18 protein-coding genes and 1 riboswitch are annotated in these 19,809 nt (G+C 39.6%); of the genes, 12 read left to right on the forward strand and 6 right to left on the reverse strand.

What is annotated here, in order from left to right:
* The first annotated feature begins 57 nt into the window (after nt 1–57).
* Together ACFQ19_RS08310 and ACFQ19_RS08315 are read left to right on the forward strand one after the other, a co-directional pair.
* Nucleotides 58–1,152, forward strand: coding sequence for a zinc-binding dehydrogenase (locus tag ACFQ19_RS08310; protein ID WP_379591616.1), 1,095 nt, complete (start codon nt 58–60; stop codon nt 1,150–1,152).
* A gap of 310 nt (nt 1,153–1,462) precedes the next feature.
* Entirely contained in the window at nt 1,463–2,698 is a 1,236-nt protein-coding gene (locus ACFQ19_RS08315) for a dicarboxylate/amino acid:cation symporter (protein WP_379591617.1), read from the forward strand.
* A gap of 186 nt (nt 2,699–2,884) precedes the next feature.
* Here ACFQ19_RS08315 and rpsD read toward each other — a convergent pair whose 3' ends face one another.
* Together rpsD and ACFQ19_RS08325 are read right to left on the reverse strand one after the other, a co-directional pair.
* Nucleotides 2,885–3,487 carry a 30S ribosomal protein S4 gene (gene rpsD / locus ACFQ19_RS08320; protein ID WP_379591618.1) on the reverse strand — a complete coding sequence of 201 codons (603 nt, stop codon included), beginning with the start codon at nt 3,485–3,487 and terminating at the stop codon, nt 2,885–2,887.
* 352 nt (nt 3,488–3,839) lie between these two features.
* Complete coding sequence (locus ACFQ19_RS08325) at nt 3,840–4,319, reverse strand: GAF domain-containing protein (protein ID WP_379591619.1); 480 nt, start codon at nt 4,317–4,319, stop codon at nt 3,840–3,842.
* A 149-nt stretch (nt 4,320–4,468) separates the two neighbouring features.
* On the opposite strand from ACFQ19_RS08325, the gene refZ reads away from it, so the two are divergent.
* The 5 genes from refZ to ACFQ19_RS08350 all read left to right on the forward strand — a co-directional run bounded on the left by refZ (nt 4,469) and on the right by ACFQ19_RS08350 (nt 10,105).
* The gene (gene refZ / locus ACFQ19_RS08330; protein ID WP_379591620.1) at nt 4,469–5,080 is read left to right on the forward strand and encodes a forespore capture DNA-binding protein RefZ; all 612 of its coding nucleotides are present in this window, start codon (nt 4,469–4,471) and stop codon (nt 5,078–5,080) included.
* A 173-nt stretch (nt 5,081–5,253) separates the two neighbouring features.
* Nucleotides 5,254–6,954 carry a septation ring formation regulator EzrA gene (ezrA, locus tag ACFQ19_RS08335; protein ID WP_379591621.1) on the forward strand — a complete coding sequence of 567 codons (1,701 nt, stop codon included), beginning with the start codon at nt 5,254–5,256 and terminating at the stop codon, nt 6,952–6,954.
* Between the two features lie 137 nt (nt 6,955–7,091).
* On the forward strand, nt 7,092–8,234 hold the full coding sequence (locus ACFQ19_RS08340) for a cysteine desulfurase family protein (protein WP_379591622.1): 1,143 nt from the start codon (nt 7,092–7,094) through the stop codon (nt 8,232–8,234).
* Between the two features lie 5 nt (nt 8,235–8,239).
* Nucleotides 8,240–9,442, forward strand: a complete 1,203-nt coding sequence (gene thiI, locus ACFQ19_RS08345; RefSeq protein ID WP_379591623.1) for a tRNA uracil 4-sulfurtransferase ThiI — start codon at nt 8,240–8,242, stop codon at nt 9,440–9,442.
* 465 nt (nt 9,443–9,907) lie between these two features.
* Nucleotides 9,908–10,105, forward strand: a complete 198-nt coding sequence (locus ACFQ19_RS08350) for an alpha/beta-type small acid-soluble spore protein (RefSeq protein ID WP_080874946.1) — start codon at nt 9,908–9,910, stop codon at nt 10,103–10,105.
* A gap of 66 nt (nt 10,106–10,171) precedes the next feature.
* Here ACFQ19_RS08350 and ACFQ19_RS08355 read toward each other — a convergent pair whose 3' ends face one another.
* Complete coding sequence (locus ACFQ19_RS08355; RefSeq protein WP_379591624.1) at nt 10,172–10,969, reverse strand: NAD kinase; 798 nt, start codon at nt 10,967–10,969, stop codon at nt 10,172–10,174.
* 217 nt (nt 10,970–11,186) lie between these two features.
* Here ACFQ19_RS08355 and ACFQ19_RS08360 point away from each other — a divergent pair, with 217 nt between their 5' ends.
* The 3 genes from ACFQ19_RS08360 (at nt 11,187) to tpx (ending at nt 12,896) form a co-directional block, all read left to right on the forward strand.
* Complete coding sequence (locus ACFQ19_RS08360; protein ID WP_379591625.1) at nt 11,187–11,753, forward strand: DUF2953 domain-containing protein; 567 nt, start codon at nt 11,187–11,189, stop codon at nt 11,751–11,753.
* Nucleotides 11,750–12,301, forward strand: a complete 552-nt coding sequence (gene ytfJ, locus ACFQ19_RS08365; protein WP_379591626.1) for a GerW family sporulation protein — start codon at nt 11,750–11,752, stop codon at nt 12,299–12,301. Before ACFQ19_RS08360 ends, ytfJ begins: the two co-directional genes overlap by 4 nt.
* A 94-nt stretch (nt 12,302–12,395) precedes the next feature.
* Entirely contained in the window at nt 12,396–12,896 is a 501-nt protein-coding gene (gene tpx / locus ACFQ19_RS08370; RefSeq protein ID WP_379591627.1) for a thiol peroxidase, read from the forward strand.
* 50 nt (nt 12,897–12,946) lie between these two features.
* Here tpx and ade read toward each other — a convergent pair whose 3' ends face one another.
* Complete coding sequence (ade, locus tag ACFQ19_RS08375; protein ID WP_379591628.1) at nt 12,947–14,719, reverse strand: adenine deaminase; 1,773 nt, start codon at nt 14,717–14,719, stop codon at nt 12,947–12,949.
* A gap of 37 nt (nt 14,720–14,756) precedes the next feature.
* On the reverse strand, nt 14,757–16,073 hold the full coding sequence (locus ACFQ19_RS08380; RefSeq protein ID WP_379591629.1) for an NCS2 family permease: 1,317 nt from the start codon (nt 16,071–16,073) through the stop codon (nt 14,757–14,759).
* Nucleotides 16,074–16,433: 360 nt separating this feature from the next.
* Nucleotides 16,434–16,537, reverse strand: a riboswitch (purine riboswitch).
* Nucleotides 16,538–16,718: 181 nt separating this feature from the next.
* Between ACFQ19_RS08380 and ACFQ19_RS08385 the strand changes: the two genes are divergently transcribed.
* Both ACFQ19_RS08385 and ACFQ19_RS08390 read left to right on the forward strand, forming a co-directional pair.
* Entirely contained in the window at nt 16,719–17,711 is a 993-nt protein-coding gene (locus ACFQ19_RS08385; protein ID WP_379591630.1) for a class I SAM-dependent methyltransferase, read from the forward strand.
* 20 nt (nt 17,712–17,731) lie between these two features.
* Nucleotides 17,732–18,916, forward strand: coding sequence for an acetate kinase (locus tag ACFQ19_RS08390; protein ID WP_379591631.1), 1,185 nt, complete (start codon nt 17,732–17,734; stop codon nt 18,914–18,916).
* A gap of 298 nt (nt 18,917–19,214) precedes the next feature.
* On the opposite strand, the gene ACFQ19_RS08395 is transcribed toward ACFQ19_RS08390, so the two are convergent.
* Complete coding sequence (locus tag ACFQ19_RS08395) at nt 19,215–19,643, reverse strand: universal stress protein (protein WP_379591632.1); 429 nt, start codon at nt 19,641–19,643, stop codon at nt 19,215–19,217.
* Nucleotides 19,644–19,809 lie beyond the last annotated feature (166 nt).

Genomic DNA, 19,809 nt, shown 5'->3' on the forward strand with positions numbered 1-19,809 from the left:
CTAAAGGGGATGTAAGGGATGTTATGTCAAAGTTAATATGCGAGGAGGATATTCACATTGAAAGCATTACGATTGTATGGACCAAAAGATATGAGAGTAGACGATATTCCTGTTCCGGAAATCAATGAGAATGAATTATTGATTAAGATAAATTCTTGTACCATTTGCGGCAGTGATTTTCGAAATATTGCAGCAGGCGGATCTGCTCATGGGATGGATTTGCCTCGGGTTATGGGACATGAAATTGCTTCAACGATTGTTAAAGTCGGGGAAAATTGGAAAGGTGAATTTGAAGAAGGCGAGCATATTATCGTCGCAGCAATAAGTCCTTGCGGCAAATGCGAATTATGTCTGGAAGGTTATGAAAATCAATGTCTGCATAAGCAAGCAACAGCATATAATTATGATGGCGGCTTTGCAGAATATATGCGGGTACCGGAACGTTCCATCCGTTCTGGAAATGTTTTAAAGGTTTCCAGTGAAAAGTTACAGCAAGTTGCCTTAAGTGAACCGTTATCTTGTGCTATTAACGGGCAGGAAATAGCGGAAGTCAAGCTTGGGGACAATGTACTTGTCGTCGGTTGCGGTCCGATGGGACTATTTCATATTCAATTGGCTAAATTAAATGGCGCCAAGCAGATTATTGCGAGTGATTTTGATAAAAATCGTTTAGAAATTGCAAAACAGCATGGAGCGGATATTACATTTTCTCCACAAGAAGAGGATCCGACAGAAAAGATAAAAGAAATCACCGACGGATTAGGGGTAAATGTTGTTATTGTTGCCGTACCGGTTCCTGGAATTGTTGGGGATGCGTTGCAATGGGTGAGAAAAAGAGGCAGTATCAACGTGTTTGGAGGCATGCCGAAACAAAGGCCGGAAGCGACACTGGATTTAAATACCATTCACTATAATGAAATCGCAATTACGGGAACTTCTGATTCAACAGCCAGGCAACTGCGTATCGCTTCAGATTTAATTTCAACCGGAAGAATAGCAACAGATTTTATGATTTCTAAAGTTGTTGATCTAGAAGAAGCGAGAGATATATTAATAGCCGGTCCGCAGCCGGAGCATATTAAAATCGTGGTGAAACCGGAGTTGAGCAGTGAAACATCGAAAAATAAAGAAGACGCTGCTTCTGTAAAATAATCAAAAACTGACATATTGGCCTGGAATAAGACGATTGATTCCACTCTGCCATCTCTCCAGACCAATATGCCAGTTGATTCATTTTAGCATGCCTGAAAATAAAATACAACGGAGGTCAGATGACCGCTATTTCTAGTATGAAGCTGAAATGGCGGTTTTTTAAAGTTGTTTTATTTGGTGTAATAACACAATAAGAAGGTCGAAATAAACAATTGAGTGAATATTACATAACTTTTCTTTATTTCATCATTCCTGTAAAATAAAATAAGTTCTATTATTATAAGTTTGCAAAGGGAAAGGATATAAAAAGATGTTAGAAAAATTAAAAGCATACCGGTTTCCGCTCATTCTTTTAACTTCTATAATTATTGGAGCACTTATCGGATTATTTTTTGGGGAAGATGCAACCATTGTTCAACCGCTTGGAGATTTGTTTATTAATCTACTATTTATGATCGTTATTCCGCTTGTATTTTTCTCCATTTCTTCAGCAATTGCTGGTATGGACAGCATGAAAAGGTTAGGGAAAATTATGGGCTCCATGCTGACGGTGTTTATCGTAACAGGGGTTATTGCGTCCGTATTTATGCTAGTAGCTACAGTGATTTTCCAACCCGGGTCAGGAGTTGATATTCCATTAAGCGCCCCGGAAGACATAGAAGAACAAACCATAGGCGACCAAATCGTCAATACATTTACCGTACCTGATTTTGTTGATTTGTTCTCCAGAGAAAATATGATGGCGCTGATTGTCATGTCCATCTTAATTGGAGTGGCGACTGGATTGTCAGGTGAGAAGGGAAGGACATTTGGCAGGTTCCTGACAAGTGCTTCCGAGGTATTCATGAAGTTAATTAAGATCATTATGTACTATGCACCAATCGGACTGGGCGCATACTTTGCCTCCCTGGTCGGAGAATTCGGAGCAGAGCTGATCGGGGATTATGCAAGAGCAGTGATTGTCTATTACCCGGTGGCCATATTGTATTTTGTTATAGGTTTTACGCTCTATGCATTCCTGGCCGGCGGCAAAAAAGGAGTAAGCCGTTTTTGGAAAAATATACTTGGATCGGCTGCTACTTCGCTGGGAACAGGAAGCAGTGTAGCAACCATTCCTGTTAATCTGCAGGCAGCAGAACGAATTGGAGTTCCTAAAGATATCCGTGAAACGATTATGCCGCTCGGAGCTACTATTCACATGGATGGTTCCTGTTTGTCAGCGATGTTAAAGATTGCCTTTATTTTTGGTGTATTTAACCAGGATTTTATGGGAATGGACACATTTTTAACTGCTATTGGTATTTGTTTACTATCCGGTATTGTGATGAGCGGTATTCCGGGAGGCGGATTCACCGGAGAATTGATGATTATTTCATTATATGGTTTTCCAATCGAGGCTCTGCCAATCATTACAGCTATTGGTGTCGTTGTTGATCCGCCAGCTACCATGGTTAACGCAACCGGTGATACAGTTTCCAGTATGTTAGTTTCCAGACATATGGATGGGAAAGACTGGATGGAGAAAGCAGATACTGCTAAAATTTAAAAGTTAGATTCCAGAATGATCGAAAGTGCTGTGCTTCCGTAAATGGAGGGGCGGCACTTTTTATTACGCTATTTTTCAGATTCCTGTTGTTTCTTCCATTATGAAATCACACAAAAAAAGCCTAGAAACATTGAAATCATCAACATTTCTAAGGCTTTTTTGTATGTTACATAACGCTTGTCTTTATTAACGAGAGTAGAACTCAACGATAAGTTGTTCGTTAATTTCAGCTGGAAGTTCAGAGCGTTCAGGGAAACGAGAATACGTTCCTTCCTTTTTCTCTGCATCAAAAGTAGCGTAGTCTGGTACAAAGTTATTTACTTCAATCGCTTCTTCAATGATATCCATTTTTTGAGATTTTTCACGAAGACCGATTGTTTGACCAGGTTTTAAAGTATAAGATGGAATATCTACGCGAGTACCATCAACTGTAACATGACCGTGGTTAACAAGCTGACGTGCTTGTCTGCGCGTACGAGCCAGTCCCAAACGGTAAACAAGGTTATCAAGACGAGATTCAAGAAGAATCATGAAATTCTCACCGTGGATACCTTTCATATTACCAGCTTTATCGAATAGGTTACGGAATTGACGTTCGTTCAATCCATACATGAAGCGTAATTTTTGCTTCTCTTGCATTTGCATGCCATATTCAGATAGTTTCTTGCGTTGGTTCGGTCCATGTTGACCAGGAGCGTAAGGGCGTTTATCTAATTCCTTACCAGTTCCAGTTAATGAAATGCCAAGACGACGTGATTTCTTCCATACTGATCCAGTAAAACGTGACATAGGACATTTCCTCCTTTATGTTTTATTTGCATAAAATAAAACGCGCGTGATCGTTCCGTTGTTCATTTTGTTTTCATGTACCATCGCCCCAGTAGCAGAGAGTTACACGATACACCTTTTAAGAAAAATCTTATAAAGGAACAAAATGAGTGCAAGCGGCGACTCACTCAGGCCACTTTATTATTTTACACAAAAACTAGTATATAATTTACACGTACGCTTGTCAACAGCAAATGGAAGAAAAACAAGCATAGATATAAGATTCCATGAAGACAGGATTTTTTAAAGCAAAAATGATTCATCAAGCGTTTGTATCCGTTATAATGAATATATCGAATGAATATGTTTTCATTTATAAATGCTTTTCCAACTGGGTAACGAATTTCTCTAATCCTTCCTGGTCAGTGGCATCAAACCTGTCGTAAATCGGGCTGTCAATATCTAGAACACCGATCACTTCATTATTACTTGTGATCGGGATGACAATTTCAGAATTTGAAGCAGCGTCACAGGCGATATGACCAGGGAATTGATGCACATCTGCTATTCGTTGTGTTTTATTTTCGGAAAAAGCAGCTCCGCAAACTCCTTTTCCAAAAGCGATCCGAATGCAAGCGGGGAGACCTTGGAAGGGTCCGAGGACTAATTCGTTACTGTCTGATAAATAGAATCCGACCCAGTTTACTTCATCCAAAAATTGGTTGAGAAGAGAGGATGCATTAGCTAATAGTGCGGTTTGGTTTGTTTCTCCGTCGGATAAGGCCTCCAACTGTTTGCTTAGAAGCTCATAGTCTTTTATTTTTTCTCCGGAATAGTTCATTTGTTGAAACATATTGTGTTGCCTCCTGAAAGTAGAATAGTAATAAAGATGTTCTTTAAGAACATGACAAATACCGACATTTTAACATTTTTTGTCGACAATCGATTAAAGGATTTTTCCCCTTCTTTGTCGTATGAATAGAGTAAGGAGTTGAATGAAGAATGAAAAATAACGTAACAAAACAAAAAGTAGTTGACGCTGCTTCCTCCCTATTCTTTCAAAAAGGATTTCATGGTACTTCTGTACGCGATATTGCCGATCGGGCCTCTGTGAATGTCTCCTTAATCAGTTATTATTTTAAAGGTAAACAAGGCCTGCTGGAATATGCTGTTACAAATTATTATGAAGCATATTTGGAAAAAATAGAAGAGTCACTTGAAAAAACAAGCGATGAATCAGCTATGTATCGATTAAATGAATTAATTTTTACTATTATACATTATAAGCAAATGCATCATCAATTGACATGTTTTATTCAACGCGAGTTATCTCTTGATTCTGTGTTCGTCAGAGAAATGACGGTTACATATTTAGCAAAAGAAAATTATTATTTAAAAGAATTATTTCAAGAAACAATTGGAAAAAGTGTCAGTCATGACGAAAAAATGTATTTATTTATGCAGCTGAAGGGGATGCTGATAACACCTTATATTTTGCATTCGGATTGGAAAGGGCAGATCGTAGGGCAATTTGCGCACGAGCAATTTGTGAAAAAATATACCAAAAGTATACAGAAATGGATTCAATTTAATGCTACTATTACACAACAATGATTTGAAATGGCTGGATTTTTTCGTATAATAAAGAAAAAATGTAGAATAAGCAAGAAAAATGTATTTTTTTTAGCCAAAAGAGCGTAATACATGGTATTATAAAGGATATATTACTGTGATTTTATTGTTATTGATATATTTATGATTGATGTTTATTGGTTGGGAGGCAAAGTATGGCTGTCGTAGTAGGGATTATTTTAGCGGTTATTGTATGTTTGACCGTTGCTTTAATTATCAGGAAGCGAGTTTACGATCAGGTAGATTATTTAGAAAACTGGAAATTGGACATCACAGATAGAGATGTCGCTAAACAAATTGCGAAGATAAAAACATTAAATCTTTCCGGTGAGACATTGGAGAAATTTGAAACATGGAAAGAGGAATGGGAAAAAATCGTAACCAAATCCTTGCCTGATGTGGAGAAATATTTAATGCGTGCTGAAGAAGCAGCGGACCGTTTTCTGGTGCCGAAAGCAAAGAAAATTTTAAAGGATACAGAGAGTCATCTGGAGAAAAACGAAGAAGAAATTAAAGAAATTATGGAAGAATTGGAAGAACTGCTCCGTGCAGAAGAAGCCGGGCGCGGCGGTGCGGAGGAGCTGAAACCAAGGATTAAAGGATTAAGAAGTATGCTTTCCCAATCCAGATACCAATACGGCAAGGCTGAAAAGGAATTTGATAAAGACATTGACGCATTGGAATTAATGCTAGATCAGTACTATGCTTTTGTGGATGATGGTGATTATTTAAAAGCAAATGAAAACATTCAGGAGCTGAAGGATAGTACAGAGAAAGTAGAGAACAAATTAGAAGTATTTCCCGACCTGTTTAAAAAAGTAAAGCAAGAATTGCCATCTCAATTAGCAAATCTTTCCGCTGGTATGAAAGAAATGCGGGAAGACGGTTATCGCATTAAACATTTAGGTTTTGAAAGAGAAATGGTTACATATCAGGAACAGTTGAAAGACTTGGAATCTCAGCTTGAAGCGGCAGACATAACGGATGTAGAGGAGCAGCTGCAGCAGATTGAAGCGCGCATTTCCGAAATGTATGAAGCGCTGGAAGAAGAGGCAGTGGCTAAAAATTATGTGGAGCAAAAAAGTCAGGAGTACGAGGATTCTGTTCAACAGATCAGTGCTACATTTGAAGCTGCAAAGGAAGAAGTAGAAGAGATCCAAAAAGCTTATTATTTAGAAGAAGATGATATGGAACGTTTTCAAACCATGGGCAAAGCGATCAAAGATTTAAAACAGCACGCGGAAGCAATAGCAAATAATATGGAAGACGATAAACGAACTCATTTAGAACTGAAAAAAGAAATGGAAGAAGGCTTTAAAAAGATTGCAGAGCTGGAAGAGGAACATGAAGCATTCCAAAAGTCGATTGCCAATTTACGGAAAGATGAGCTGGAAGCAAGAGATAAATTAGAAGAAATGCGCAATCAGCTGACAGAATTGCATCGAAAATTGAAAAAGAGTAATATACCGGGAGTACCGAGTTATATTTGGACCAGTTTTGAAACAGCAGTACAAAAAAATAGTCAGGTAATAGAAGTGCTAGAAACTTACCCGTTAGATATGAGTAATGTACAATATGCATTGAACGAAGCCAAAAAAACCATTGATCAAGCTTATGAGCAAGTAAATCAGATGTTAGATCAGGCCTTTTTGACGGAACAGGTTATTCAATACGCCAACCGCTACCGGAGTAATAATTCTGACCTGCATCAGAAACTGAAAGAAGCAGAGCGGTTATTCCGTAACTATGAATATGAACTGTCATTAGAACATGCTGCCAATGCAGTAGAAGAAGTGGAACCGGGCGCTTTAAAGAAAATCGAATCGTATCAGGCGGAAAGAAATAAGGAAACGTAACCTCCCTGGAGATTTTCGGTTATGTTGACATAAGAAATAAAAGGAGAAGGCTGTCACTAAGCATGAGATACTCATTACTTAGGCCAGCCTTACATTTTTGTTTTACCAAGTTTTTTAGAAAGAAGAAGGTGAAAACCATGATATATTTGGACAACAGCGCAACCACAAAACCGCATCCAGATGTGATTGACAGTTTTACAAAAGTATCAACCCATTATTTTGCCAACCCCTCATCGATCCATCCTCTGGGCGGACAAGCAGAAAAATTATTAGAAACGGCCAGACGGCAGGCGGCTGATTTAATTGGTGTTCCCAAAGAAGCAGTCATTTTTACTTCTGGAGGGACAGAAGGAAATAATACAGCTATTAAAGGTGTGGTTCTGGAACATCAATCACGCGGAAAGCATATTATCACAACCGGAGCAGAGCATCCGTCGATTCATGATACATGCAAAAGTTTGGAGAAATTGGGTTTTGAAATCACTTATTTACCTGTGTCGACAGATGGTACAGTTACTGCTGCAGAAGTAGAACAAGCCATCCGGAAAGATACGATTCTTGTAACGATGATGCATGTAAATAATGAAATAGGCTCTATTCAACCAGTTGAAGAAATTGGAAATGTTTTAAAAAAACATCCGAAAGTATTGTTTCATGTAGATGCTGTACAGGGATTAGGCAAGGTTCCATTAACACTTGATGATACAGGAATTGATCTATGTACTTTTTCGGGTCATAAAATTCACGGGTTAAAAGGGACAGGCCTCTTATATGTTAATCATACAGCGAAATTATATCCGCTTCTTCACGGTGGCAGCCAGGAAGCAGGTATTCGTTCCGGGACGGAAAATGTAGCTGGGGCTGTTTCTTTTGTGAAAGCATTGCGTTTAATAAAAGAAAAGCAAAATAATCCGCAAAATTATATTTTAAAAAGCCTTCATGATAAATTGATGCAGGCACTTTCTCAAATGGAAGACATTGAAATCAATAGTCCGGAACAAGGTGCCAGTCATATTGTTCACTTTTCAGTTCCGGGCGTGAAACCAGAAGTTATTATTCACAGCCTTAGTCAAAAGGATATATATATTTCTACAAAGTCCGCGTGTTCCTCTCGTGATCAGACAGAGAGCCATGTACTGGCTGCTTGCGGAAAAACAAATGAGATTGCTTCTTCCGGCTTGCGGGTCAGTTTTTCTTATGAGAATACTGAAGCAGAAGTGGATGCTTTTGTAGAAGAGTTGCAACAAGCAATTCAACAATTTAAACAGGTATTGAGGTAGATAATATGCAATATGATCATATATTAATTCGTTATGGAGAGTTAGCTTTAAAAGGAAAAAATGCAAAACAATTTATATTGACACTTCATGATAACATCTATCAAAAAGTGAAAGAGTTTGAGGGAGTGAAGGTGGTAAGAACTCAGGGAAGAATGTTTGTTTTACTGAATGGCAACGCGCCTGAACCGATTATCGAGAAATTACAGAATGTATTCGGCATTCATAGTTTAAGCTTGGCTGTCCGTGTTGAAAATGACGTGGATGCGATAAAAGAAGCTTCTCTTTTTGCTTTGCAGCAAGAAGCAGATGCAAAAACATTTAAAATGAGTGTTCGCCGCACGAAAAAAGATTTTCCGAAACGTTCTAGTGAAATGAATCATATCTTGGGGAGCCATTTATTAACAAATACAGAAAGGATTACAGTAGATGTACACAATCCTGATCTGGAAATAACCGTAGAGATAAGGAAAGAAGCAACGTATATTACCAGCGGAACGATTATGTGCCGCGGCGGTCTTCCGGTGGGGACATCCGGCAAGTCGATGCTCTTGCTTTCAGGCGGTATCGATAGCCCGGTAGCCGGTTTTTTAGCCATGAAAAGAGGGGTTCATTTAGAAGCGATTCATTTTCATTCTCCGCCGTTTACGAGTGAACGCGCCAAGCAGAAAGTGTTGGATTTAGCGAAGCAGTTGACGAAATATGGAAAATCCATCAATGTGCATATTGTTCCGTTTACCAAATTACAACAGGAAATTTTCAGGGAAATGCCAAACGATTATGCGATGACCATTATGCGGCGTGTTATGTTCCGTGTCAGTGAAGAGCTTTGTCAAAGAGAAGGTATCTTGTCGCTAGCTACAGGGGAGAACCTTGGTCAGGTCGCTAGCCAAACGATGCAGAGCATGCATACGATCAATGAAGTTACGAACTACCCAATTATTCGTCCGTTAGTTGCGATGGATAAAGGGGAGGTCATCCAGGTTGCGCAGGACATCGGGACGTATGAGACGTCGATTTTGCCTTATGAAGATTGCTGTACTATCTTTGTGCCGAAGTCTCCAAAGACAAAGCCAAAACGGGATAAAGTCAATTTTTATGAATCAAAACATGATTTTACGCCTTCGATTCAAGAAGCGGTAGATGGCATCGAGACAATAAAAGTAACAGAGAAATCATTGTTCAATGAAGATTTTACAGACCTTTTATAATAAGCTCAACTTCCGCACCTAAGAATAAGCATATATATCTTGCTATCGCAAGATGAACATGATTACCATTTCCATGCTTGCTTTTGGTTAAATATCCGGCCATTTTGGAATTGGTGATTGTGCATAGCGCCGCTCCGGCCAAGCAAAACGGTCCGCCGCAGCGGTAGCATATCAGCGGTAGCTTGACACCTTACCTTCTGTTCTTTATCAAGGGAGTTAACAAAGAAACGATCAACTCCTGTTTCTCTGGAAATGAAGCTACTTTTTAAGGTGCGAAAGTTGAGTAATAAAGGAAATGCAAAGTGTATCTAATTAATAAACGATAAACACTCTACTGCGATGACTAGTCATTAGATGCTTTTGAATATCCTTTTATCATACAAATAAAGCAAAAATTACCATTAACGTTATTGCATGATTTCCCCTCTATCCGTACATTCTATAAGTACCAAGGAGGTGAACAACATGGCTAACAATAACTCAAATCAATTAGTTGTTCCAGGAGTGCAACAAGCACTTGATCAAATGAAATATGAAATTGCTCAGGAATTTGGTGTTCAACTTGGTCCTGACTCAACTTCCCGTTCTAACGGATCAGTAGGCGGAGAAATCACAAAAAGATTAGTAACAATGGCTGAGCAACAATTTGGCGGAACTAAATAATAAAATACAATGGCTAGCTGCCTCTGCTGATGCGGAGGCAGCTTTTAAATTGTGGCAGAACTTTCACTATAAGAAAGTACGCTGCACCCGGTTCCAGAAAGTGTTGTTTGTCATTTTTACAGTTTTAATCACGGTATCATCCATTTCAATATCCACCTTGTGTATCCGCTGTACCGGCCATGCTTCATTATCTAAACTGATAATAGGGTAGTCATTTCCATCTTGAACCACCTTCAATTGCAGTTTTCTATGGTGGCTAAGGATAAAAGAAGAACCGAGCGTACGGTAGCTGTTGTTATTTAAAGAAGCAACTTCAGAAACCTGGAATCCGGAAAGCAAAGGATCAATGACTGCGCCACGTGCGGATTTGGAATAACCGGTGCTTCCTGTAGGAGTGGATACAACCATACCATCACCACGAAATGTTTCAAAGTGTTCCCCGTCTATTCTGACATCGACAACGATTGTCTTAATAATACTCGAGCGTAAAGATACCTCATTCAAGCAATAGAAAGTCTTCTCGTCATTGATACTTCCTTTTATAGTCGGAAAACGGCGGACTTCAATTTTATTATTTTTCACAGCATCAATCATTTCTTCAAATCTGGTTATACTAAAATCACAATATAATCCAATTTGTTCATCGTCTGTAATACCGGTATAGATACAGTCTTGGCGAAAACCTGTTTTGCGGACTGCCTGCAGAAAGGTGCCATCTCCGCCTAAGCTGACAATAATCGATGCATTTTTGGAGTCGGGAACAACATGCAGCCCATTTTGTTCTGCAAGCGATTTTAAATAATTTGTTTTTTCACCTTCTTGCCGGGGATGATAATAAAAGAAAATATGATTACGATTTTGCATAAGATAACCTCCAATAAATAATATGACAATATCCGTTTCCGTTAAGCTTCATTTCGTGATGCTGCTTGGCAGGAGTACCTCAGACGCGCTTTTTCTTGGAGATAGAAGCTTTGAATCAATACATTCTTATTTTCTTTCATTTTAACATTTTTTAAACGGTATATCTTTATGGACATTTGAACAGATAGTGAAAGAATGCAGAAGAGGAGAGCTGATCATGCATAGTATGTACCTTATTTTAATTCTTATCGCGGGGATTGTTTTAATCTTTCTCTTTTTCTTGCAAAGCAAATGGGCGATTCAAGTGGATTACCAATTTCCAGATAAGCAAGTGCTGCAGATCTCTGTCTTTTTGTATCGATGGTGTGTCATCAAGGAAAAGTGTTTGCGCCTACCACGATTTGATCAGACAGAAATGGAAAAAAGCTACCTTGATTATTATAAACTTCTGCGGCGGAGCAAACAGCAATTATTAAAAGAACTGCGACTCCCGTCTTTGTTACAACCATTCCATGTGCTTGATTTCAAATGGCGAACCCGCGGAGGAACGGGAAATGCATTTACCACAGCTGTTTTTAACGGCACAATCTGGGCTATGAAAGGCTGGTTAATCGGTTACCTTGGGCAATATCTAAAGTTCAGCAAAAACCCGCAAATCCAAGTGCAGCCGGATTTTAAAAACAACCGTTTAGAGATGGATTTTTCATGCATGATTTCCTTCCGCTTAGGAAAAGCTATTGTCGGAATCATACGTGCTTTAAAAATGAAGGAGGTTAGAAAATGACAGAACATCCGATAGAAGGTTTAATGTCCAGTGCGATGAAAAGTATACAAAAGATGGTGGAAGTAAATACCATTATTGGCGACCCTTTAAAAGCTCCCGATGGAACAGTTATTATTCCGGTATCAAAGGTAGGTTTTGGCTTCGCAGCTGGCGGAAGTGAATTTATGCCGGGTGAATTACAGTCAAATGAGTTGGAAGAACAGGACATCCCGTTTGGAGGAGGAAGCGGCGGAGGTGTATCCATTACACCGGTTGCTTTTTTAGTATTGAAAGAAGGTAATATGGAGCTGGTGCATATGGATCAGCACGCGCACCTATATGAAAAGATAATTGATTTAATCCCGGAATTACTGCAGCGGTCTGGCAAGCCGGAAAAAGAAAATCAGAAAGAAAGTCAAATGGAACAACCACCGCTAATGCAGGAAAAGGATGCCAAAGAGCAAGAAAAAGCATCTGAGCATGAAGCCAAGGAAGAAAATAAAGAAGAGAAAGACAAGAAGAAAGAAAAAGAGGATCTGGAGTCTATTCTTACCCGTTTTGAAATTTAGACAAACGGCACAATAGCTATAATTGGACAGTTTACCGACTAATCCCCATAATAGGAATGGAACGAGAATTGTAAAGATGGGGAGGAGAAATATTATGACAAGACAAGCTACATTTAAACAAGAACCTGTTACACTATTAGGAGAAGAACAAAAAGTAGGTACTAATGCTCCTGACTTTACCGTGCTTGCGAATGATTTATCGGAGAAGTCGCTTGCTGATTATGATGGAAAGGTAAAATTAATCAGTGTGGTGCCTTCTTTAGATACCGGCGTATGCTCTGAACAGACTCGTCGTTTTAATGAAGAAGCAGCCAGTCTGGACAATGTATCGGTACTGACACTTAGTATGGATTTACCTTTTGCCCAAAAACGCTGGTGCGGCGCAAATGGTATAGAAAACGTTGAAACGTTATCTGATCACCGTTCTGCAGATTTCGGGGAGAAATACGGGGTGCTTATTAAAGAACTTCGGTTATTAGCCCGCTCTGTTTTTGTGGTGGATGAAAACAATCAAATTACGTATGTGGAATATGTTCCTGAAGTATCAGACCATCCTGATTATGATGCGGTACTGGAACACTTAAAATCAAAATAAATAAGCTAAAAAAGCATGGCTCCTATGCATAGGAGCCATGCTTTTTTAGCTTATTGTTCTGTTTCAAATAACGGAATGAATTCTTGAGCTGCAACGTCCAGCAAGCCTATATCGGTGATACGTACCTCAGGGATGACAGATAAAGTCAAAGAGGATAAAGCCATAGAAGGGGAGCGTCTGCCAACCTTTACTCCCATAGAACTGGCTGCTTGATTAAAAGCATCAATTTTGGGGGCAAGTTCTTCTACAGGCTCTGCTGCCATTAAGCCGGCAATGGGAAGATCCACTTGTGCTTTTACTTCTTGATTAGAAACAAGGCAAAGTCCGCCGCCGGAAGCTTCTAATTGCTTTGCCGCTAACAGCATGTCTTTTGTGTTTTTTCCTACAATGACTAGGTTGTGACTGTCGTGGGCAATGGTTGTTGCGTAGGCTCCTTCTTGTAATCCGGCATTTTTCAATATGCCTACAAATGGTTTTCTGCCTTGGCCATGTCTTCCTGTCACCGAAACATATAAATAATCATCTGGTAAGGAGGAAATTACCCCGTTAACAACGTCCAGATCTGTCGTACTTTTTTGTGTCGTGCCAATTGGCAGCATCTCCATCGTATTAACCATTACTTTGCCATTCTGTACAGGGGCAGGGATTTGAAAATCTTCTTCTGTTAATGCCGGGATAGAAACAGTGTTTTTGGCTAATGGCGGCACTTCACTTGCAATTGTTTCCATTACTTGCTTTTCTTTTACCATCTGTTTTCCTTCTACAAATACATCATTGATATCCATATCTTCCATGGTATTTACAAGAGAGAAGCTGGCGATATACCCAGGAGCAATCGCGCCTTGATCCCGCAATCCGAATCGGACAGCGCCGTTTAAGCTTGCATAACGAATAGCGAGTGGTGCAGGAATCCCTTCTTCGATACAGCGGCGCACAACCCGGCTCATTTGCCCGTTTTTCAACATATCACTCGGTTCCACATCATCTGTACACATCGCAATATTTGAAGCATAAGGAAGTGTTTTCCAAGCTTCCGCTGCGATATCAGCAAATTGGCTGACACTGGATTCACGGATGTAAACAAGCATGCCGGCTCTTAATTTCTCGATAATTTCATCAGATTTACGGCTTTCGTGATCTGTGTTTACCCCGGCAGCCAGATAAGCTTGTAAATCTTTTCCATACACTCTTGGCAAGTGTCCTTCATTCAACATATTTTTTTGAAGGCCAGCTTCGACAATGCCGGCCATGCGGTCATCTTGATTAATGACGCCGACATAATCCATGACTTCTGCAATACCGACTGCTTCCGGTAAATCTAACAATTCGTCAATATCTTCCGGTCCAAATGCAGCACCGGCTGTTTCCACACCCGGTACAGCTGGTACACAAGAAGGAATGGTAAGCAAGATTTGCACCGGCAGATTTCTGCTGGCAGCTGCCATATATTCAACGCCTTCTTTACCAAGTACATTGCCAATTTCGTGAGGATCAATGACGGCTGTTGTTGTGCCATTACGTAAAACTTCGCGAGCAAACATATCCGGTGTAACCATTGTGCTCTCAATATGCACGTGACAGTCAATCAATCCTGGAATGGCATATTTTCCTTTGGCGTCTAATTCTTTTTCTCCTTCCATATGAAAGGAAGGCATATCATTTTCATAAGCAGCAATAGCACTGAACCGGTTCTCTTTGATTCCAATGTCAGCAGTATATATTTCTGCCGTAAACACATTCACTAATTGCGCGTTCCGAATAACCAAATCCATTTTTATATCTCCGCGTGCTGCAGCGACAATACGATTTCGACTATATTTCATTCTTTTTTCCTCCTTGTGTGCTTTCTGTCAGGTTACTTTATTCTGCTAAGGTTATAAAATAAATAAGCAATGGAATAACTAAGATAAACAATCCCGGGTGCACTTCTTTTATTCTTCCGGAGAAGGCTTTTACAAGAACATACATAATAATACCAGCCGAGATCCCATTTCCGAAGTTGAATGTAAATATGGTAATAACAATCGTTATAAATGCTGGAAGTGATTCCGTAATATCTGTAAAATCAATGTTTTTTACAGAAGAAAGCATCGTTAATCCGACTAATATCAAGGCTGGAGCTGTTGCTTCGGTAGGGATGATCATGATAACCGGTGTCACAAACAGCGTTGCTAAAAATAAGATACCTGTGGAAACGGCCGTTAATCCGGTACGTCCTCCTGCTTCGACACCAGCTGCCGATTCCACATAAGTAGTCATGACAGGAACGGAAAAGAAAGAACCTAAAGTAGTCCCGCCCGCATCTACCATAAAAGGCCTGTCTATATTCGGCAGGTTGCCGTTCTTATCCAACATATTTCCTTTTCCAGCCACACCCAGCATGGTACCGAGGGTAGAGAAAAAATCGGGAACAAAAAAGGCAAGCATAAATGGGAAATAAGCGAGCTTTAACGCATCCATGATATCTAATTGAAATAAAACAGGTCCGGGACTTTCCGGCAACGAAAATATGGAATCTGGAAGCTGTGTTACCCCCATTGGGATACCAATAATCGTTACAAGCACAATACCGATGAGTAAATGACCACGGACATTACGGGCGAGAAGTACACTCATGATAACAAACCCAATAAGCGCTAATATTGAGCTGGGTGAACTGACGTCTCCCAATTGCAGGGAATTAGCACTTTCATCTGCTACTACGAGTCCCGCATTCCGGAAACCAATAAGCGCAATAAATAAACCGACACCTGCGCCGATGGATAGTTTGATTGCCGGCGGGATGAGGCGGACAATCATTTGTCTTAAACCAAAAACGGTAAAGAGTACAAATAATATACCTGAGATAAAAACCATTCCCATAGCAGTTTGCCAAGGAATTCCTTCAGCAAGAACCAGGGTGACGGATAAAAATGCAACGGATCCAAGCCCGGGAGCAAGCGCGAAAGGACGGTTGCTGAATAATCCCATCAGAATAGTTATGACCCCTGTCATCAGAATAACTGATACTGTAATAGGACCTACCGGCATCCCCGCTTCTTCCAGCATGCCGGGAACGATAATCAAGACATAAAGCATCGTCATAAATACGGTTAATCCTGCTGTCAGTTCTGTCCGCGTATTGGTTTTATGTTCGGATAAATGAAAAAATTGATTGAGTTTATTAGTAAACTTCATGAATGGAACTTCCCTTCTGATTAATAGTTAAATGACAGTTTAAAAGAACAAAAGCGCAAAGCGCCTGCTTAAAAACGTAGAGACTGGAGCGGCGTAACTGAGATAAAGGAATCACGGTGAGGTGACGAACCGATGATGACTTATCGTAGGGCACGACGTGAAGTCTCCTAGTTTTTGGCGCTTGGAGCTGGACGTGGCCATTTATCTGTACCCAGTTATCCACAAGCAATTAATTTTATAATTTCCTAGACAATGAAAAAAAGTCCGGAAAATAGGGTGATTTTCCCCTTCCGGACTTGAACAGCTAAAGTTATGTATAACAGAAATGTATTGATATAAATCAAAAGGAAATAGTAAATGTTAACATAGACTTTAACTTCGTAGTCCGGCTCTTTGACGGGAACCAGGTAGAAACGCTCAGACCATATTACTGAGAATATACGAGTTAAAACACGACAACTACTATAGCAGATAGATGAGAAAATTTCAATATAGAAAATGAACGTTTTAGAATAATATCTCTATAATGTTCGTGTTTTCCGAATAACTTGTGAAAACAAAAAGGAATGCCAGTGAACTTCCTTTTACAACTGGTATAAGTATTGTTAAAATAGTAAGTTGTTAGATTGGATTGGAGGACGTGCCATGGAGCAATCAAATGTCGAGAAATTATTTACATGTATGGATGAAGTGACCGAAATAATACAAAATTCAAAGAATGAAATTTATTTGGAAAGTTTGATTATAGCATTAAACATCTTTTTAGATGACAGCGCACAGGAAGAACTGGACGACGAAACCAAGCAAAAGGTTATTGAGCCGGTTAAAACGTTCAATGAAGAGGGATATGATGCAGAAACGTATCGAAAAGCGCTCGGCCTTGCTGTTCTAAAAGGAATGAAGGGCGGATCACAGCAGCAGCACCTGATGACACCTGATACGGTAGGTTTTTTAATCAGTTACTTAGTAAATAAATTAATTGATAAAAAAGGGCAGGTTAGTATTTTTGACCCGGCAGGCGGAACAGCTAATTTACTTACCATTGTGTTGAATCAATTGGAGAATCCTTTTAAAGCATATGCTTCCGAAGTAGATTCAACTTTAATCGAACTGGCTGTATTAAATGCTGATTTGCAAAAAAAAGAAATCAGTTTTTATCAGCAGGATAGTTTAAGGCCATTTTTAATTGAACCCGTGGATATGGTTGTCACGGATTTGCCGGTCGGGTATTATCCGGATGATGTAACAGCAGAAGAATATCAATTAAAGGCGGATGAAGGACATTCCTATGCACACCATCTGTTCATTGAACAGAGTTTAAAATATGTTAAAGATGGCGGGTACTTTATTGCTGTTATCCCGGAATTTTTATTTGATAGTGACCAGTCGGATAAACTGCATGCATTTCTGCAAAAAACGGCCCATATTGTCGGTGTTATCCGGCTTCCGGAAACCTCTTTCAAGTCAAAAAACCAAGCGAAAAGTATATTAATCCTTCAGAAAAAAGGAGAAGGGACAAAGGAACCGAACCAACCGTTACTTGTTCAATTACCTTCATTTAAGAATGCCCAGGCAATGGCAGATATTATTAACCAAATCAATCAATGGTTTACAACTTATCCGGACAGGTTGAATTGAGATAGAGGAGTGGAATGACAATGAGTAATATATTAGCAATTAATGCCGGCAGTTCATCTTTAAAGTTTCAGTTAATTAAAATGCCGGAAGAAGAAGTAGCTGCAATTGGTATTGTAGAACGAATCGGTATGCCGGAATCTATTTTCAAAATAGAGGCTGATGGAAAGGAGGATAAAACTGTTATAGATATCCCTGACCACAGCGTAGCAGTAAAAATGCTATTGGATGCATTGATTTCACAGGGAATTATTCAATCATTTGATGAAATTGATGCGGTGGGGCACCGTGTTGTCCACGGCGGAGAATTCTTTTCTGATTCGGTTCTGTTAAATGATGAAGTTATTCAAAAAATCGAAGAAGTATCCGAACTGGCTCCATTGCATAACCCGGCAAATTTAACAGGAATCAATGCTTTTAAAGAAATTTTGCCAAACGTTCCAATGGTTGCCGTGTTCGATACGGCTTTCCATCAGACAATGCCGGAGTCATCCTATTTGTATAGTTTACCGAGAAATTATTATGAAGACTATGGAATTCGTAAATACGGTTTCCACGGCACATCTCACAAATATGTTTCTGAACGTGCGGCAGAGCTTATCGGAAGACCGCTGGAAAAACTTCGTTTAATCTCGTGTCATATTGGTAACGGCGCTAGTGTGACAGCCATTAAAGATGGGGAATCTATTGATACTTCCATGGGCTTTACACCGCTTGCCGGGGTAACCATGGGAACGAGGTCAGGAAATATTGATCCGGCTTTGATTCCTTATATTATGGAACGCACCGGTAAAACAGTGGACGAAGTCTTGCATGTATTAAATAAAGAAAGCGGCATGCTGGCTTTATCTGGATTCTCCAGTGACTTACGTGACATAGAAAACGAGGCAGAGACAAATCATCGTGCAGAATTGGCATTAGATGTATTTGCAGGCAGAATTCATAAATATATCGGATCTTATGCTGCGAAAATGAATGGGGTCGATGCGATTATTTTCACTGCAGGTATTGGAGAGAACAGTGTTACTATCCGCGAAAAAATTCTTAAAGGATTGGAATTCATGGGTATCTATTGGGATCCAAGATTGAATGACGTCCGCGGAAAAGAACAGTTCGTGAACTACCCGCATTCTCCGGTAAAAGTCCTCGTGGTTCCAACCAATGAAGAGGTCATGATTGCCCGGGATACGATCCGTTTAAGTCAATAAATATGGCGATAATAGTGTATGATGTCGTATTTAGTGATGCTTTTAAATGAATGGATTATTGGTTTGTAACCACCTCTGAAAATAGGCTTGTTTCTATGTGAAAACTGCATGGAAAGGAGCCTGTTTTTTTATGCCAATCCATAGATGAAGGTATACCAGCCTTATTATAGGATGAAATGATAGAAAGTACTTTAAAGTACTGCTAAAAAAAGCCTTTCCCCGTAACATTTTTTAGGGAAAAGGCTTTTTGGTACATTTTTAGTAAAAAAATAAGGATTTTCACCGTGCTGTTTCCGTTTTAGCGGACCACAAGCACATCACAGCTGGCATATCTTGTAATGCTTTCAGAGACACTTCCAATCAGGAAACGTTCGACCGCATTCATACCGGTTGCACCACAAATCACTAAATCAGCTTCAAAATTACCGGCGATTTCTTTAGCAATTTTTACTTTAGGAGATCCGTACTCAATACAGCGGACAATATCTGTTACCCCAGCTGCTTCAGCTTGTTCCACATAATCATCTAATAATTCTTTTGCATAGGTTTCTGCTCTTTCCGTTAATGAACGGTCATATGCTTCAGCTGTTGAAAAAGTACGGGAATCCACCACATGAGCAAGAATGAGGCGGGCACTGTTTCGTTTAGCGATATCGAGTGAATGGCTGAATGCCTTTTCAGCAGCTTTCGATCCATCTACTGCCACAACAATATTTGTGTATTCCATGATTCATCTCCCCTTTCTATTATTATTATATACCTATTTTGAAAGCGATACAAATAAATTCCTTGCAATTACATTAACATTCGGAAAATAGTCAAAAAATGAAATGAATAAACACTTTTTATATGAAAAATCTTGACAATAGCGAGGTGCGTAATATTGAAAAAGA

Origin of the sequence: Oceanobacillus locisalsi, assembly GCF_042675985.1 — a bacterium.
GTDB lineage: Bacteria > Bacillota > Bacilli > Bacillales > Amphibacillaceae > Oceanobacillus > Oceanobacillus locisalsi.

Coding starts and splice junctions, on each gene's coding strand:
- ACFQ19_RS08315 (WP_379591617.1), top strand. CDS start 1,463: ATGTTAGAAAAATTAAAAGCATACCGGTTTCCGCTCATTCTTTTAACT.
- rpsD (WP_379591618.1), bottom strand. CDS start 3,487: ATGTCACGTTTTACTGGATCAGTATGGAAGAAATCACGTCGTCTTGGC.
- ACFQ19_RS08325 (WP_379591619.1), bottom strand. CDS start 4,319: ATGTTTCAACAAATGAACTATTCCGGAGAAAAAATAAAAGACTATGAG.
- refZ (WP_379591620.1), top strand. CDS start 4,469: ATGAAAAATAACGTAACAAAACAAAAAGTAGTTGACGCTGCTTCCTCC.
- ezrA (WP_379591621.1), top strand. CDS start 5,254: ATGGCTGTCGTAGTAGGGATTATTTTAGCGGTTATTGTATGTTTGACC.
- ACFQ19_RS08340 (WP_379591622.1), top strand. CDS start 7,092: ATGATATATTTGGACAACAGCGCAACCACAAAACCGCATCCAGATGTG.
- thiI (WP_379591623.1), top strand. CDS start 8,240: ATGCAATATGATCATATATTAATTCGTTATGGAGAGTTAGCTTTAAAA.
- ACFQ19_RS08350 (WP_080874946.1), top strand. CDS start 9,908: ATGGCTAACAATAACTCAAATCAATTAGTTGTTCCAGGAGTGCAACAA.
- ACFQ19_RS08355 (WP_379591624.1), bottom strand. CDS start 10,969: ATGCAAAATCGTAATCATATTTTCTTTTATTATCATCCCCGGCAAGAA.
- ACFQ19_RS08360 (WP_379591625.1), top strand. CDS start 11,187: ATGCATAGTATGTACCTTATTTTAATTCTTATCGCGGGGATTGTTTTA.
- ytfJ (WP_379591626.1), top strand. CDS start 11,750: ATGACAGAACATCCGATAGAAGGTTTAATGTCCAGTGCGATGAAAAGT.
- tpx (WP_379591627.1), top strand. CDS start 12,396: ATGACAAGACAAGCTACATTTAAACAAGAACCTGTTACACTATTAGGA.
- ade (WP_379591628.1), bottom strand. CDS start 14,719: ATGAAATATAGTCGAAATCGTATTGTCGCTGCAGCACGCGGAGATATA.
- ACFQ19_RS08380 (WP_379591629.1), bottom strand. CDS start 16,073: ATGAAGTTTACTAATAAACTCAATCAATTTTTTCATTTATCCGAACAT.
- ACFQ19_RS08385 (WP_379591630.1), top strand. CDS start 16,719: ATGGAGCAATCAAATGTCGAGAAATTATTTACATGTATGGATGAAGTG.
- ACFQ19_RS08390 (WP_379591631.1), top strand. CDS start 17,732: ATGAGTAATATATTAGCAATTAATGCCGGCAGTTCATCTTTAAAGTTT.
- ACFQ19_RS08395 (WP_379591632.1), bottom strand. CDS start 19,643: ATGGAATACACAAATATTGTTGTGGCAGTAGATGGATCGAAAGCTGCT.